This is a genomic window from Klebsiella sp. F11, assembly GCF_056712265.1.
This window is the reverse complement of sequence record NZ_CM160060.1, coordinates 1687828-1703331: the sequence shown is the minus strand read 5'-3', so window position 1 is coordinate 1703331 and position 15504 is coordinate 1687828. Positions and strand designations below refer to the sequence as shown.

Genomic DNA, 15504 nt, shown 5'->3' with positions numbered 1-15504 from the left:
CGCCTTAACCGGGCTAACCGACGCGCATAAAAAAACCGCCGATCGTCAACCGGCGGTTTTTTTGCAGCCGTAGCCGCTTTACATCAGCGGCGTTGCCAGCTGTACGATGCTAATCAGCGGCTGCGGCCAGACGCCGAGCAGCAGCACCAGCAGGGCCGAGATCAGCACCACGATACCGCCGGCGCTGTACTGCCAGTTAGACGGCGCATCGCGGTTCAGTTTCTCCGGCGCGCTCAGATAGAGGCTCACCGCGACGCGCAGGTAGTAGTAAAGACCGATAGCCGAACCCACCACCACGGCGGCAACCAGCCACCACAGATGCGCGTGCACGCCGACCGCCAGCACGTAGAACTTACCGATAAAGCCCAGCGTCATCGGGATACCCGCCAGCGACAGCATCATTACCGTCATCACCGCCGACAGAATTGGACGGTGCCAGAACAGGCCGCGATAGGAGTACAGCGAGTCGGCATCCGGGCCGCGGTACGGGCTGGACATCAGGCTCACCACGCCGAAGGCGCCGAGGCTGCTGAACAGGTAGCCGGCCAGATAGACGCCAACCGCTTCCATCGACATTTCGCCGCTCTGCAGGGCGATCAGCGCCACCAGCAGATAGCCCAGATGCGAGATCGAGGAGTAGCCGAGCAGGCGCTTGATGTTGGTCTGGCTCAGCGCCATCAGGTTACCGAAGATGATGGACGCAAAGGCTATCAGACCCAGCACGATGCGCACCGCTTCGCTATTGCCTACCGGCATATAGAGGAACAGACGCATCACCACGCCGAAGATAGCAATCTTGCTGGCGGTGGCCAGGAAAGTTGATACCGGCGCCGGCGCGCCCTGATAAACGTCCGGCGTCCACAGATGGAACGGCACCAGCGACAGCTTAAAGCCCAAGCCGACAATCATCAGGCCCAGACCCGCCAGCAGCAGCGGTTCGTGCAGGGCATTATCCGCCAGGCTCTTACCGAGGGCCAGGAAGGAGAGATTGCCGGAGTTCGCGTACACCAGCGCCATACCGAACAGCAGGAAAGAGGAGGCTGCGGCAGACAGAATGGTGTATTTGATACTGGCTTCCAGAGACCGCTTCTGACGGAAAGCGTAGCCAACGAGGCCGAACAGCGGCAGCGAAATCAGTTCGATACCAAGGAACAGCGCCGCCAGATGGTTAGCGCCCGCCAGCAGAATGCCGCCCAGCGCGGCGATAAGCACCAGCAGGTAGAACTCTTCTTTATTGTCCTTGTAACCCTCAAGCCACGGATAGGCAAAAGTACAGGTCGCCAGGCTCGCCAGCAGCACCAGCCCGGTGTAGAGCATGGAGTAGCCGTCAACGCGGATCAGCGGCGTGACGTCCATCGCGCCGTTTTGACCAACAAACCAAAGCGATATCAGCGCGGCGTTAAGCCCGAGAACCGACAGCGTGGCATTAAGGAAATGATTGCGTCGCCACGCAATGGAGAGCATCACAACCACCACCGTCAAGCCGACGATCAGCAGCGGTAGCAGTGCGATCAGTTGTTGTGGAGTTATTGTCATGGCGAATTACGGCCTTGTAGTAGAAACAGAATTAACAAACCACTGCTGAATGTTGCTCATCGCAGCATGTGAGGTGTCCAGAATCGGCTGCGGGAAGAAGCCCAGCAGCACCAGCAGAACCACCAGCAGCAGGATAATCGACAGCTCACGCAGCGACATTCCCGGCAGCTCTTTCGCCGCAATCTCGCTCTTCGCTTTACCGAAGTAGGCGCGATGCAGCATCGCCAGCGAGTAGACGGAAGCGAACACCAGACCAAAGGTGGAGATCACGGTAATCACCGGCACCACTTTATAGCTGCCGAACAGGATCATGAACTCGCCGACAAAGTTACCGGTACCCGGCATCCCGAGGGTCGCCACGGCGAAGAACATCGACAGCGCCGGCAGCCACTTAATTTTATTCCACAGGCCGCCCATCTGACGCATGTCGCGAGTGTGCAGGCGCTCGTAGAGCTGGCCGCAAAGGATAAACAGGCCGGCAGCGGAGAGACCGTGCGCAATCATCTGAATCACCGCCCCCTGATAGGCCAGCTGGCTGCCGGTATAGATGGCAATCAGCACGAAGCCCATATGGGAAACGGAGGTATAGGCAATCAGGCGTTTGATATCGTACTGGCAGAAGGCCATCCATGCGCCGTAGAAAATACCGATGATACCCAGCCACATAGCGATTGGCGCAAATTCGGCGGAGGCGTTCGGAAACAGCGGCAGCGAGAAACGCAGCAGACCGTAGGCCGCGGTTTTCAGCAGGATCCCCGCGAGGTCAACGGAACCGGCGGTCGGCGCCTGGGAGTGCGCGTCCGGCAGCCAGCCGTGCAGCGGCACAACCGGCATTTTCACCGCGAAGGCGATGAAGAAGCCCAGCATCAGCGCATATTCCACGCCGTGGGACATCGGGGTCTTCAGCAGATCTTCATAGTTGAAGGTCCACACGCCGGTGGCGTTGAAGTGAACGAACGCCAGCGCCAGGATGGCAATCAGCATCACCAGCCCGCTCGCCTGGGTATAGATGAAGAACTTGGTGGCCGCCGTGATGCGCGTTTTGCCGTCGGAAGCCTTATGGCCCCACAGCGCGATCAGGAAGTACATCGGCACCAGCATCATTTCCCAGAAGAAGAAGAACAGGAACATATCGATGGCGAGGAACACGCCGATAACGCCGCCCAGGATCCACATCAGGTTGAGGTGGAAGAAGCCCTGATACTTTTCGATCTCACGCCATGAGCAGAGTACCGCCAGTACGCCGAGCAGGCCGGTCAGCACCACCATCAGCAGCGACAGACCGTCGATTGCCAGATGAATGCTAATACCGAAGCGAGGGATCCACGGCATGACAAATTCAGACTGCCACTGGGGAATACCCGCAGCCTGTGTCAGAGAATAGCCGCCCTGCAGCCACAGCTGCAGCGAGAGAACCAGCGTCAGTCCCATGGTAATCAGCGCAATCCAGCGCGGCATCTTCACGCCAAAGCGTTCGGTCTGCCAGCACAGAAACCCGCCGATAAAGGGGATTAGTATTAACCAGGGTAATAACATAGCTGAGTATGTCCCTTATATTTACTCCTGCTCAGGCTATCTCGCTCGCCAGCCCGAACTCCGGCAGCGCTCATAATCCTCGCGTACTTTAGTACGCTGCGGTTACTCTGCGCTGGCGGTCTCCGGTCTGACTTCGCCGATGACGCCTGTACCTCAGGAACAGATTTTCAACGAATTCTAAAATTCTTTTAGGGTTTGTCGGCCGGATAAGCGCAGCGCCATCCGGCAATCGCTCACCCAGCCAACAAACTCAACGCAATACCATCAGCAGCGCCAGCACGACAACCGCACCGATGCTCATTGACGCGACGTACCAGCGTAAATAACCGTTCTCGCTTAGCAGCAGGCCTTTACCTGCAAAGCGGGAGAGGATCGCCGGAATGTTCATCATTGAGTTCAGCGGATCGCTTTTCAGCAGCCACGCCACGCCGAGGAACGGCTTCACGAACACTTTATCGTACAGCCAGTCGAAGCCCCAGGCGTTGTACCACCAGGTGCCGAGCAGGCGGCCAGGCGCGCTGTTGGCGATGGAGGTCACCAGCGTGCGTTTGCCCAGCCACAGCCATGCGGCGATCAGGATGCCGGCAATCGCGACGATCCCGGAGGTGATTTCCAGGGTCATTACGCGGCCGTGCTCAAGCTCGGTGGTCTGCGGCAGTACGCCCTGCAGCGGCGGCACGATCATGGCGCCAACGAAGGTGGACAGAACCAGCAGAACAATCAGCGGCAGGTGATGGGTAATCCCCTTCCCTGCGTGCGCGTGGATCTGCTCTTTGCCGTGGAACACGATGAAGATCATACGGAAGGTATACAGCGAGGTCATAAACGCCCCGACCAGGCCAGCAACCATCAGGTTGATATGACCGTTTGCCATCGCCCCTGCCAGAATCTCATCCTTACTGAAGAAGCCTGCGGTGATGAGCGGCAGTGCGGACAGCGCCGCGCCCCCCACCAGGAAGCAGACGTATACCAGCGGAATCGACTTACGCAGGCCACCCATTTTGAAGATGTTCTGCTCGTGATGGCAGGCGAGGATCACCGAACCAGACGACAGGAACAGCAGCGCTTTAAAGAACGCGTGGGTCATCAGGTGGAAAATCGCCGCGTCCCATGCCTGAACGCCCAGCGCCAGGAACATGTAGCCAATCTGACTCATCGTCGAGTAGGCCAGCACGCGTTTGATGTCGGTCTGCACCAGCGCGGCGAAACCTGCCAGCACCAGCGTCACCGCACCAACGATACCCACCAGATGGAGAATTTCCGGCGTCATCAGGAACAGGCCGTGCGTGCGGGCGATCAGATACACGCCCGCGGTCACCATGGTTGCGGCGTGGATCAGCGCGGAGACCGGCGTCGGGCCGGCCATCGCGTCCGCAAGCCATGTCTGCAGCGGCAGCTGCGCGGATTTACCCACCGCGCCGCCCAGCAACATCAGCGTCGCCCAGGTCAGCATGTTGTTGCCGGCTTCGAAGTGCTGAGGCGCCAGCTCGACCATTTCGCGGAAGTTCAGCGTGCCCAGCTCGTTGTAGAGGATGAACAGCGCGAAGGCGAGGAACACGTCGCCGACGCGGGTCACCACGAACGCTTTCATCGCCGCAGCGCCGTTCTTCGGATCGGTATAGTAGAAACCGATCAGCAGATAGGAGCACAGGCCCACGCCTTCCCAGCCGAGGTACATCAGCAGCAGGTTATCGGCGAGCACCAGAACCACCATGCTGGCGATAAACAGGTTGGTGTAGGCGAAGAAGCGGGAGTAGCCCTCTTCCCCGCGCATGTACCAGGAGGCGAACATGTGGATCAGGAAACCGACGCCGGTGACCACGGAGAGCATGGTCAGGGAGAGACCGTCCAGCACCAGGTTAAAGCCGATGTTGAAATCGCCCACCGACATCCAGGTCCACAGCGGAACGCTGACCGCCTGTCTGCCGTTAGCAAAGAAGTCCATCCCGACGAAGGCCGTGACCAGCGCGGCCAGACCGACCGAGCCCATTCCCACGGTGGCGGAGAGATTTTCCGACCAGCGCCCGCGGGAGAAGGCCAGCAGCACAAAGCCAATCAATGGCAAAAGAATGGTTAAGGCAAGCATGTTCATCCACGCAACTCACTTACTGAATCGATGTTCAGGTTCTGGCGGCGACGATGGAGCTGCAGCAGCAGCGCCAGACCGATACTCGCTTCCGCAGCCGCAAGGCTGATCGCGAGAATATACATTATCTGACCATCGGCCTGACCCCAGTAGCTTCCGGCAACCACGAAGGCCAACGCCGCGGCGTTGATCATGATCTCCAGGCTAATCAGCATAAACAGCAGATTGCGGCGAATCACCAGACCCGTCAGACCGAGAACAAACAGGATCGCGGCGAGGATCAGTCCATGTGTTAAGGGGATCATGCGTGCTCCTCCGTTTTTCTTTTGTCGCTATCGTTCTGGCGGTTGCTCAGCACTTCACCGGCGCGCTCTTCGCGGCCGATGTGGAAGGCAACGACCAGACCTGCCAGCAGCAGCATGGAGGCCAGCTCCACCGCCAGTACGTACGGGCCAAACAGCGCAATACCGACTTCTTTCGCGCTTATCGCGTTGCCTTCAATGCCCTGATCGTTGAGACCGAGGATGGCGTAAACGATAACCACCAGCAGCACCGCGGAGAGAACGGCCGGACCGACCCAAATCGCCGGCTGCAGCCACTTACGTTCCTGCTCAATTTCGCTGCCGCCAAGGTTAAGCATCATCACCACGAAGACGAAGAGCACCATGATGGCCCCGGCGTAGACGATGATCTCCAGCGCCCCGGCGAAGTACGCGCCCAGCGAGAAGAACACCCCGGCAATCGCTAACAGCGAAATAATCAGGTACAGCAGCGCGTGCACCGGATTAGTGTGGGTGATCACCCGCAGGGTTGCGAGGATGGCGATAAGGCCACAGATATAAAAAGCGAATTCCATTGCCCTCTCCTTACGGTAACAGGCTCTTGACGTCGATAGGCTTAGCTTCGTTCTCTGCTTCGCCCTTATCTTTGCCGTCGATTGCCATACCCGCCATCCGGTAGAAGTTATATTCCGGGTATTTGCCCGGACCGGAAATCAGCAGATCCTCTTTTTCGTACACCAGATCCTGACGCTTGTATTCACCCAGCTCGAAGTCCGGGGTCAACTGAATCGCCGTGGTTGGGCACGCTTCTTCGCACAGACCGCAGAAAATGCAGCGCGAGAAGTTGATGCGGAAAAACTCCGGGTACCAGCGGCCGTCTTTGGTCTCTGCTTTCTGCAAAGAGATACAGCCTACCGGACACGCTACCGCACACAGGTTACAGGCAACGCAGCGCTCTTCGCCGTCCGGGTCGCGCGTCAGCACGATACGGCCACGATAGCGCGGCGGCAGATATACCGGCTCTTCCGGGTACATCTGGGTTTCACGTTTGGCGAAGGCGTGCATCCCGATCATGCAGATACTGCGGACCTGGGTGCCGAACCCCACCAATAATTCTTTTAAGGTCATGGTCAATTCACCCCTTATTGCGCCTGCCAGAGAATGACAGCCGCCGTTACCAACAAGTTGATCAGCGTTAATGGCAGGCATACCTTCCAGCCAAAGGACATTACCTGGTCATAGCGTGGACGCGGTAATGATGCGCGGATCAAAATGAACATCATCATGAAGAACGCGGTTTTCAGCGCGAACCAGATGAACGGAGGTAACCATGGGCCATTCCAGCCGCCGAAGAACAGCGTCACAATCAGCGCTGAAACGGTGACAATCCCGATATATTCACCGACGAAGAACAGGCCGAACTTCATGCCGGAATATTCGATGTGGTAACCATCGGCCAGCTCCTGCTCGGCTTCCGGTTGGTCAAACGGGTGACGGTGACACACGGCCACGCCCGCAATCGCAAAGGTAACGAAGCCAAAGAACTGCGGGATAACGTTCCACAGATGCGCCTGGTTGTTGACGATATCGCCCATATTGAACGATCCCGCCTGCGCCACCACGCCCATCAGGGAGAGGCCGAGGAACACTTCGTAGCTCAGGGTCTGCGCGGAAGCGCGCATCGCGCCCAGCAGCGAGTATTTGTTGTTACTCGACCAGCCGGCAAACAGCACCGCATAGACCGCCAGGCCTGCCATCATCAGGAAGAACAGGATGCCGATGTTCAGGTCTGCCACCACCCACGACGGGCTGACCGGCACGATAGCGAAGGCCAGCAGCAGCGAGGTAAAGGCAATAACCGGCGCCAGAGTAAAGATCACGCGATCGGTAAAGCGCGGAACCCAGTCCTCTTTAAAGAACATTTTGATCATGTCGGCAACGAGCTGCAGCGAACCGCCCCAGCCCACGCGGTTAGGTCCATAGCGGTTCTGGAACAGACCCAGCAGGCGACGTTCGCCGAAGCTCATGAACGCGCCGCAGGTGACAACCACCAGCAGAATGACTACCGCCTTCAGGATGCTTAACAGAATGTCGATGAGATCCGGAGTTAACCAACTCATGCTTTTGCCTCCTGCAGAGTATCAATACGCGCTCCGGTCAGAACCGGCGCAATGCCAGGCATGCCCATCGGTAGGCCCACCTGCCCTGCCGTCAGGCCCGCAGAGATAACCAGCGGCAGGCTGAGCAGATGGCCCTCAACGCTGAAGGAGACCATCGCCCCCGCGTTGACGCCAAGCTTCGCGGCATCTTCCGGGTTAAGCTTGAGATACGGCTGCGGCATGCGGCTCTGGAACACCGGCGAGCGCTGCGACAGCTCGTCGCTGCCGAACAGATGGTAGTACGGCGCGATCCGCCATTTCCCTTCTTCTGCCTGGAAGCTTTCCGGCACCGCGGTGAAGTAGTCCAGCCCGTCGGCGGAGGCTTCAATCAGGCGCACGCCCGGATCGCCGTGGCGCAGCTTGCCGCCCACTTCATCCTGGAATTTGTTCCACGCCTGCGGGGAGTTCCAGCCCGGAGCCCACGCAAACGGAATTTGCGAGCGCGGCGCGGACGGCTGGTTGTTCCCTTCCATCGAGAAGGCAAACATGGTGTCTTTGTCCTGCGGCTGGCGCGGTTCATGCACGCTGATATTGGCGCGCATCGCCGTGCGGCCGCTGTAGCGATGCGGTTCACGGGCCAGCTTCTGACCGCGAATGCGGAAGGTCGCGTCCGGCGCGGCGTCTTTAATGCCGGCCAGCTGCGGCAGCTTAGCCACCACCGCGTCAATCACGTGGTCCAGCTGTGTCCAGTCAACCTGACGGTTGTCGACGGTGCTGTGCAGCGAGTGCAGCCAGCGCCAGCTCTCCAGCATCACGGTATTCGCATCGTAGTAGGCCGGGTCGTAGACCTGGAAGAAGCGCTGGGCGCGGCCTTCGTTGTTGACCACCGTGCCGTCGCTTTCTGCGAAGCTTGCCGCAGAGAGCACCAGGTGCGCTTTTTCCATGATCGCGGTGCGCTGATGGTCAACGACCATCACCAGCGGCGCTTTAGCCAGCGCAGCGTCTACGCGCGCGGCGGAAGCATGGCGATGCAGATCGTTTTCCAGCACGATAACCGCATCGGCGGCGCCGGTTTCCAGCTCGCTCAGCGCCTCTTCCAGAGAGCCGCCGCCAATCATACCCAGGCCAACGCTGTTCACCGCGCGGGCAACCATCGTTACACCGACGTCTGCGCCGCGTCCCTTCAGAGCCTTAGCCACGTTCGCCGCCGCCTGAATAATTTCGATGCTGCCGGCGTTGGTGCCGGAGACGATCAGCGGTTTCTTCGCCCCGGCCAGCGCCTGGACGATCACGTCGATTTTACTCTGCAGATCTTTGCTCAGGCCTTCCACCGCCGGCGAGGTTTCATCCAGCGCGTGCGCGATGGCGAAGCCCAGCCGCGCCTGATCTTCAACCGGCGCGCGGTAGGTCCACGCGGCGATGTCGTCCAGGCGGGTATCGTCGATATTGGTAACAAACAGCGGATGCTTCGCACGCTGGCCGATGTTGAGGATCGCGGCAATCTGCCAGTCGGCGACTTTCTGCGCCGCGGCCATTTCACGCGCTTTTCCTTTCACCGCCTGGCGCACGGCCAGGGCAACGCGGGCGCCGGTCTGGGTGATATCTTCGCCCAGAACCAGCACCGCATCGTAGGATTCGATTTCGCGCAGCGCCGGGGTATGGATACCGCCGTCGCGCAGCACCGTCAGCATCATCTGCAGGCGTTCCTGCTCGGCTTTGGCGATGCCGGTATAGAAGTTTTCGGCGCCGACCAGCTCGCGCAGCGCAAAGTTGCTTTCGAGGCTGGCGCGCGGGGAACCGATACCGATCGCTTTTTTCGACTGGCGCAGAATATCCGCCGCGCCCTGCATTGCCTGTTCGGCATTGAGGGCGATCAAATCGTCGCCGCGGCGCTGAACCGGCTGACGCGGACGGTCTTTCAGGTTCACGTAGCCATAGCCGAAACGACCGCGGTCGCAGAGGAAGTAGCGGTTTACGGTGCCGTTGTAGCGGTTTTCGATACGGCGCAGTTCACCGTAGCGCTCGCCCGGGCTGATGTTACAGCCGATGGAACACTGCTGGCAGATGCTGGGCGCAAACTGCATATCCCATTTACGGTTATAGCGCTCGGAGTGCGTTTTATCGGTAAATACGCCGGTCGGGCAGACCTCAACCAGGTTGCCGGAGAATTCGCTCTCCAGCACGCCGTCTTCCGGACGGCCGAAGTAGACGTTGTCATGCGCGCCGTAAACGCCAAGATCGGTGCCGTCAGCGTAGTCTTTGTAGTAGCGAACGCAGCGGTAGCAGGCGATGCAGCGGTTCATTTCGTGCGAGATGAACGGCCCCAGGTCCTGATTGCGGTGGGTGCGCTTGGTAAAGCGATAGCGGCGGAAGCTATGACCGGTCATTACGGTCATATCCTGCAGGTGGCAGTTACCGCCCTCTTCGCAGACCGGACAGTCGTGCGGGTGGTTGGTCATCAGCCACTCAACCACGCTTTCGCGGAACTGCTTCGCTTCGCCGTCGTCAATGGAAATAAAAGTGCCGTCCGATGCCGGTGTCATACAGGACATCACCAGGCGACCACGCGTGTCTTCCGCGTTTTGATATTGCTTCACCGCACACTGGCGGCAAGCGCCGACGCTGCCGAGCGCCGGGTGCCAGCAAAAGTATGGAATATCAAGACCGAGAGAGAGACAAGCCTCTAGCAGGTTGTCCGCTCCGTTGACCTCGTACTCTTTGCCGTCTACATGAATCGTAGCCATTAGCATGCTTCCAAATTAAAAAAATCGTTACCACTTCCTCACCCGGCTGCCGCCTTGAAGCAGCTGAATGAGTCGGTGGGAATCACCAGCGCGTCTTAAGCAGGTTCGGCTGAATCCCGTTGATTGCATGGGTATTACTGAACTGCTGCTTAATGCCTGCTTCGAATTCGTCGCGGAAATATTTAATGGCGCTTTGCAGCGGTTCGACCGCGCCTGGCGCATGCGCGCAGAAGGTTTTGCCCGGCCCAAGGAATCGACACAGTTGCTCAAGTGTCTCGATATCACCCGGCTGGCCCTCGCCGCGCTCCAGAGCGCGCAGAATTTTCACGCTCCACGGCAGACCATCGCGGCACGGCGTACACCAGCCGCAGGACTCACGGGCGAAGAACTCTTCGAGGTTGCGCACCAGCGACACCATATTGATCTCGTGGTCAACGGCCATCGCCAGCGACGTCCCCAGACGGCTGCCCGCCTTGCCAATACTTTCGAACTCCATCGGCAGGTCGAGATGCGCTTCGGTCAGGAAGTCAGTCCCTGCGCCGCCCGGCTGCCAGGCCTTGAACTTCAGGCCGTCGCGCATGCCGCCGGCATAATCTTCGAGGATTTCGCGCGCGGTGGTACCAAACGGCAGCTCCCAGACGCCCGGATTTTTCACCCGACCGGAGAAGCCCATCAGCTTGGTACCGGCATCTTTGCTGGTTGAAATGTTCTGATACCACTCGACGCCGTTGGCCAGAATCGCCGGGACGTTACACAGGGTTTCGACGTTGTTGACGCAGGTCGGCTTACCCCACACGCCGGAGCTCGCCGGGAACGGCGGCTTGGAGCGCGGGTTGGCGCGACGACCTTCGAGAGAGTTAATCAGCGCGGTCTCTTCGCCGCAGATATAGCGCCCTGCCCCGGTGTGCACGAACAGTTCGAAATCAAAGCCGGTGCCGAGAATGTTTTTGCCCAGCAGGCCGGCTTCGGTCGCTTCGGCAATCGCGCGGCGTAAATGGACCGCCGCTTCAATATACTCGCCGCGCAGGAAGATGTAGCCGCGGTATGCCTTCAGCGCGAACGCGGAGATCAGCATGCCTTCCACCAGCAGGTGCGGCAGCTGCTCCATCAGCAGGCGGTCTTTATAGGTGCCCGGCTCCATCTCATCGGCGTTACACAGCAGGTAGCGGATGTTCATGGATTCGTCTTTCGGCATCAGGCTCCACTTCAGACCGGTGGAGAAGCCCGCGCCGCCGCGCCCTTTCAGGCCGGCGTCTTTCACCTGGTTGACGATCTCATCCGGCGCCAGCCCCAGCAGCGCTTTACGGGCGCCCTCGTAGCCGTTTTTGCTCTGATACTCATCCAGCCATACCGGCTGTTTGTCATCGCGCAGACGCCAGGTTAAAGGATGCGTTTCGGGAGTGCGGATCACTGTCTTCATTTATACCGCTCCAACAGGCCAGGAATCGCCTCCGGCGTCAGATAACTATGAGTATCCTCATCAATCATCATCGTCGGTCCCTTGTCGCAGTTGCCCAGACAGCAGGTCGGCAGCAGAGTAAAGCGGCCATCAAAGGTAGTTTGACCCGGTTTGATGTCGAGCTTCTTCTCGATCGCCGACTGAATGCCCTGGAAGCCGGTAATATGGCAAACTACGCTGTCGCAATAGCGGATCACGTGGCGGCCAACCGGCTGGCGGAAGATCTGGCTATAGAAGGTGGCTACGCCTTCCACGTCGCTTGCCGGGATGCCCAGCACGTCGGCGATCGCATAGATCGCGCCATCCGGCACCCAGCCGCGCTGTTTCTGAACGATCTTCAGCGCTTCAATGGACGCCGCACGCGGGTCTTCGTAGTGGTGCTTCTCGTGCTCAATGGCCTCACGCTCTGCCGCACTCAGCTCAAAAGCCTCGGTTTGTGGTTGTTGATTCTCGTGCATAATTAGCGGTCCACGTCTGACATAACAAAATCGATACTACCCAGATATACGATAAGATCGGATACCAGGCTGCCGCGAATCGCCGCCGGGATCTGCTGCAGATGCGCATAGCTCGGCGTGCGGATACGGGTGCGATAGCTCATGGTGCTGCCGTCGCTGGTCAGGTAGTAACTGTTAATACCCTTCGTCGCTTCAATCATCTGGAAGGATTCGTTGGCCGGCATCACCGGGCCCCAGGAAACCTGCAGGAAGTGCGTGATCAGGGTTTCGATATGCTGCAGCGTGCGCTCTTTCGGCGGCGGCGTGGTCAGCGGGTGATCCGCCTTGAACGGCCCTTCCGGCATATTATCGAGACACTGCTGAAGAATGCGCAGGCTCTGGCGCAGCTCTTCGACTTTCAGCATTACGCGGGTGTAGCAGTCGGATACGCCGCCGCCAACCGGCACTTCAAAGTCAAAGTTTTCATAGCCAGAGTACGGACGCGCTTTACGCACGTCGAAGTCGATCCCGGTGGCGCGCAGGCCAGCGCCGGTGGTACCCCACGCCAGCGCTTCTTTGGCGTTATAGGCGGCAACGCCTTTCGAACGACCTATCAGAATGGTGTTGCGCAGCGCGGCTTTCTCGTAAGAGTCCAGACGCTTAGGCATCCACTCGAGGAATTCACGCAGCAGGCGATCCCAGCCGCGCGGCAGGTCGTGCGCTACGCCGCCGATACGGAACCACGCCGGATGCATACGGAAACCGGTGATGGCTTCGACCAGATCGTAGATTTTCTGTCGGTCGGTGAAAGCAAAGAATACCGGCGTCATGGCGCCGACGTCCTGAATAAAGGTGGAGATGTACAGCAGGTGGCTGTTGATACGGAACAGCTCGGAGAGCATCACGCGAATCACGTTGACGCGATCCGGCACGGTGATCCCCGCCAGCTTTTCGACCGCCAGCACGTACGGCATCTCATTGACGCAGCCGCCGAGGTATTCAATACGGTCGGTGTAGGGAATATAGCTGTGCCATGACTGGCGTTCGCCCATCTTTTCCGCGCCGCGGTGGTGGTAGCCGATATCCGGTACGCAGTCGACGATCTCTTCGCCATCAAGCTGCAGGACGATACGGAAAGCACCGTGCGCGGAGGGGTGGTTCGGGCCGAGGTTAAGGAACATAAAGTCCTCATTTTCGGTCCCGCGCTTCATGCCCCATGCTTCCGGCTTAAAGGTCAGCGCTTCCATTTCCAGATCCTGCTTGGCTTTGGTCAGCTCAAACGGGTCGAATTCGGTGGCGCGCGCCGGGTAGTCTTTACGCAGCGGATGGCCTTCCCAGGTCGGCGGCATCATGATGCGCGTCAGGTGCGGGTGGCCTTCGATATCAATGCCAAACATTTCCCACGTTTCGCGCTCATACCAGTTGGCATTCGGGAACAGTTTGGTAAATGTCGGAACGCGCAGATCGTTTTCGGATAATGCTACCTTGAGCATGATATCGCGATTGCGTTCAATGGAAATCAGGTGATAGAAAACGGAAAAATCCGCGGCGGGAAGCCCGTCACGGTGGGTGCGCAGACGTTCGTCCATGCCGTGCAGGTCAAACAGCATCACGTAAGGTTTCGGTAATTTCTTCAGGAAATCACCCACCTCCAGCAGCTGTTCGCGCTTAACCCAAACTACCGGTACGCCGGTACGGGTTGGCTGAACGGTAAAGGCATCCGGGCCAAAACGATTGCGCAGTTCGCCGATCACCGGGTCATCAAGGTGATCGCGGGTTTGCCAGGCTGGTGCGGCGTCATGCGCGTTTAAATCGGTCATATTGTTCACCATTGCAAAAGGTCCGTGGTGACTGTCGGGCGGGCTTCGCGCTGTTGTAGATTGATTTGCGAAGTATTATGCCGCCGCCCGCAGGCGCAAATTAAATCTCGTCCGGTGTCCGCAGATTGGTCACTGCAATGCGTTCGCCGCGTTTACGCTCACGTTCCGACTGCATGTTGGCGCGATAAACGCCCTGATCGCCAACCACCCACGAGAGAGGGCGGCGCTCTTTACCAATAGATTCCTGCAGCAGCATCAGCGCCTGCATATAAGCTTCCGGACGCGGCGGACAGCCCGGGATGTAAACATCAACCGGAATAAATTTATCTACGCCCTGCACGACAGAGTAAATATCGTACATACCGCCGGAGTTGGCACATGCCCCCATGGAAATAACCCATTTCGGCTCCAGCATCTGATCGTAAAGGCGCTGAATAACCGGGGCCATCTTGGTGAAGCAGGTGCCGGCGACCACCATCAGGTCAGCCTGACGAGGAGAGGCACGCAGTACCTCGGCGCCAAAACGCGCAACGTCATGCACCGCAGTGAATGACGTCACCATTTCTACATAGCAGCATGACAGGCCGAAGTTGTATGGCCAGATTGAGTTCTTACGGCCCCAGTTCACCATGTCATGCAGCGCGTGTTCGAGTTTCCCCATATACACGCTTTTGTTAACTTCTTGCTCCAGGGGGTCAGTTACGATCTCCTGTTTTTGCAGGGGGTAACGGTCGTTCTCACCGTTGGGATCTATGCGGGTGAGCGTATAATCCATCTTATTGCCTCGCTTTTACTGCATATGACGGTTAGTGGGACTGTCTGTTTCTGAGTTAACCAGCGTGCGACGGGAACGCGCGGGCGTCCAGTCCAGTGCGCCAATACGGACGAGATAAACCAGACCAGCCAGTAGCACTAAAATGAAAATTGCGGCTTCCACAAAGCCGACCCAGCCGCTTTCACGGATAGATGTCGACCATGCGTAGAGATACAGGGCTTCCACGTCGAAGATAACGAAGAACATGGCAACCAGATAAAACTTCGCAGAAAGACGTAAGCGAGCCGAACCGACGGAGTCGATCCCCGATTCAAACGGCGTGTTTTTGCTACGCGCGCGCGCGCGACCGCCGAGGTACCAGCCCCCGACAAGCATCAGGCAGCACAGGCCGATGGCAATGATGAGAAATATAGCGAATGCCCAATGATGAGCGATGACTTCAGTGGATGTTGACATACGCATTGCTTAACCAAAAAAGTGTAGCGCTAAACCCTCTGCTCTTACTGGCAGATGAACGCCACAGCGTTTCACGGGGAGGAATAAAAAAAATAACCTTGCAAAAAAGCGTCCCTACTTATCGTGGAAGGCCATATGCGCTGGCTTTTTACCCCTTTCTTTAACCTTTTGTCAACTTCAACAAAAGTTTTAACAACATTAATTTACATTAGGTTTTTTTCATTAACATTAAATGCCCTTTTATGCGAAATAACCTTGCATACTAATTGGATTTA

General features: G+C 58.3%; 13 protein-coding genes. All 13 read right to left on the bottom strand.

From position 1 onward, the window contains the following. Positions 1-78: 78 nt before the first annotated feature. The 13 genes from nuoN to nuoA all read right to left on the bottom strand — a co-directional run bounded on the left by nuoN (position 79) and on the right by nuoA (position 15235). Positions 79-1536, bottom strand: a complete 1458-nt coding sequence (gene nuoN, locus AC1M2H_RS08585; protein WP_480151037.1) for an NADH-quinone oxidoreductase subunit NuoN — start codon at positions 1534-1536, stop codon at positions 79-81. Between the two features lie 6 nt (positions 1537-1542). Further along, positions 1543-3072, bottom strand: a complete 1530-nt coding sequence (gene nuoM, locus AC1M2H_RS08580) for an NADH-quinone oxidoreductase subunit M (RefSeq protein WP_480151036.1) — start codon at positions 3070-3072, stop codon at positions 1543-1545. 250 nt (positions 3073-3322) lie between these two features. Further along, entirely contained in the window at positions 3323-5164 is a 1842-nt protein-coding gene (gene nuoL, locus AC1M2H_RS08575) for an NADH-quinone oxidoreductase subunit L (RefSeq protein WP_480151035.1), read from the bottom strand. Continuing rightward, a complete protein-coding gene (gene nuoK / locus AC1M2H_RS08570; protein ID WP_002913148.1) occupies positions 5161-5463 on the bottom strand; it encodes an NADH-quinone oxidoreductase subunit NuoK in 303 nt (100 codons plus the stop codon). The genes nuoL and nuoK overlap by 4 nt, the downstream gene beginning before the upstream one ends. Continuing rightward, positions 5460-6014, bottom strand: a complete 555-nt coding sequence (gene nuoJ, locus AC1M2H_RS08565; RefSeq protein ID WP_480151034.1) for an NADH-quinone oxidoreductase subunit J — start codon at positions 6012-6014, stop codon at positions 5460-5462. The genes nuoK and nuoJ overlap by 4 nt, the downstream gene beginning before the upstream one ends. Before the next feature lie 10 nt (positions 6015-6024). Continuing rightward, on the bottom strand, positions 6025-6567 hold the full coding sequence (gene nuoI, locus AC1M2H_RS08560) for an NADH-quinone oxidoreductase subunit NuoI (RefSeq protein ID WP_015365590.1): 543 nt from the start codon (positions 6565-6567) through the stop codon (positions 6025-6027). Between the two features lie 14 nt (positions 6568-6581). Continuing rightward, positions 6582-7559: an NADH-quinone oxidoreductase subunit NuoH gene (gene nuoH / locus AC1M2H_RS08555; RefSeq protein ID WP_076945791.1), complete on the bottom strand. Its 978-nt coding sequence runs from the start codon at positions 7557-7559 to the stop codon at positions 6582-6584. Next, positions 7556-10282: an NADH-quinone oxidoreductase subunit NuoG gene (gene nuoG / locus AC1M2H_RS08550; protein ID WP_480151033.1), complete on the bottom strand. Its 2727-nt coding sequence runs from the start codon at positions 10280-10282 to the stop codon at positions 7556-7558. The genes nuoH and nuoG overlap by 4 nt, the downstream gene beginning before the upstream one ends. Before the next feature lie 82 nt (positions 10283-10364). Further along, entirely contained in the window at positions 10365-11702 is a 1338-nt protein-coding gene (gene nuoF, locus AC1M2H_RS08545) for an NADH-quinone oxidoreductase subunit NuoF (protein ID WP_480151032.1), read from the bottom strand. Further along, the gene (gene nuoE / locus AC1M2H_RS08540) at positions 11699-12199 is read right to left on the bottom strand and encodes an NADH-quinone oxidoreductase subunit NuoE (RefSeq protein ID WP_480151031.1); all 501 of its coding nucleotides are present in this window, start codon (positions 12197-12199) and stop codon (positions 11699-11701) included. The genes nuoF and nuoE overlap by 4 nt, the downstream gene beginning before the upstream one ends. Positions 12200-12201: 2 nt before the next feature. Next, complete coding sequence (gene nuoC / locus AC1M2H_RS08535) at positions 12202-14010, bottom strand: NADH-quinone oxidoreductase subunit C/D (RefSeq protein WP_426814062.1); 1809 nt, start codon at positions 14008-14010, stop codon at positions 12202-12204. Between the two features lie 88 nt (positions 14011-14098). Continuing rightward, the gene (nuoB, locus tag AC1M2H_RS08530) at positions 14099-14773 is read right to left on the bottom strand and encodes an NADH-quinone oxidoreductase subunit NuoB (protein ID WP_002913178.1); all 675 of its coding nucleotides are present in this window, start codon (positions 14771-14773) and stop codon (positions 14099-14101) included. Between the two features lie 15 nt (positions 14774-14788). Beyond that, entirely contained in the window at positions 14789-15235 is a 447-nt protein-coding gene (nuoA, locus tag AC1M2H_RS08525; protein WP_004865103.1) for an NADH-quinone oxidoreductase subunit NuoA, read from the bottom strand. Positions 15236-15504 lie beyond the last annotated feature (269 nt).

What these genes read in the sequence shown, in the direction of transcription:
- nuoN (WP_480151037.1), bottom strand. Translation starts at nt 1,536, where the DNA reads ATGACAATAACTCCACAACAACTGATCGCACTGCTACCGCTGCTGATC.
- nuoM (WP_480151036.1), bottom strand. Translation starts at nt 3,072, where the DNA reads ATGTTATTACCCTGGTTAATACTAATCCCCTTTATCGGCGGGTTTCTG.
- nuoL (WP_480151035.1), bottom strand. Translation starts at nt 5,164, where the DNA reads ATGAACATGCTTGCCTTAACCATTCTTTTGCCATTGATTGGCTTTGTG.
- nuoK (WP_002913148.1), bottom strand. Translation starts at nt 5,463, where the DNA reads ATGATCCCCTTAACACATGGACTGATCCTCGCCGCGATCCTGTTTGTT.
- nuoJ (WP_480151034.1), bottom strand. Translation starts at nt 6,014, where the DNA reads ATGGAATTCGCTTTTTATATCTGTGGCCTTATCGCCATCCTCGCAACC.
- nuoI (WP_015365590.1), bottom strand. Translation starts at nt 6,567, where the DNA reads ATGACCTTAAAAGAATTATTGGTGGGGTTCGGCACCCAGGTCCGCAGT.
- nuoH (WP_076945791.1), bottom strand. Translation starts at nt 7,559, where the DNA reads ATGAGTTGGTTAACTCCGGATCTCATCGACATTCTGTTAAGCATCCTG.
- nuoG (WP_480151033.1), bottom strand. Translation starts at nt 10,282, where the DNA reads ATGGCTACGATTCATGTAGACGGCAAAGAGTACGAGGTCAACGGAGCG.
- nuoF (WP_480151032.1), bottom strand. Translation starts at nt 11,702, where the DNA reads ATGAAGACAGTGATCCGCACTCCCGAAACGCATCCTTTAACCTGGCGT.
- nuoE (WP_480151031.1), bottom strand. Translation starts at nt 12,199, where the DNA reads ATGCACGAGAATCAACAACCACAAACCGAGGCTTTTGAGCTGAGTGCG.
- nuoC (WP_426814062.1), bottom strand. Translation starts at nt 14,010, where the DNA reads ATGGTGAACAATATGACCGATTTAAACGCGCATGACGCCGCACCAGCC.
- nuoB (WP_002913178.1), bottom strand. Translation starts at nt 14,773, where the DNA reads ATGGATTATACGCTCACCCGCATAGATCCCAACGGTGAGAACGACCGT.
- nuoA (WP_004865103.1), bottom strand. Translation starts at nt 15,235, where the DNA reads ATGCGTATGTCAACATCCACTGAAGTCATCGCTCATCATTGGGCATTC.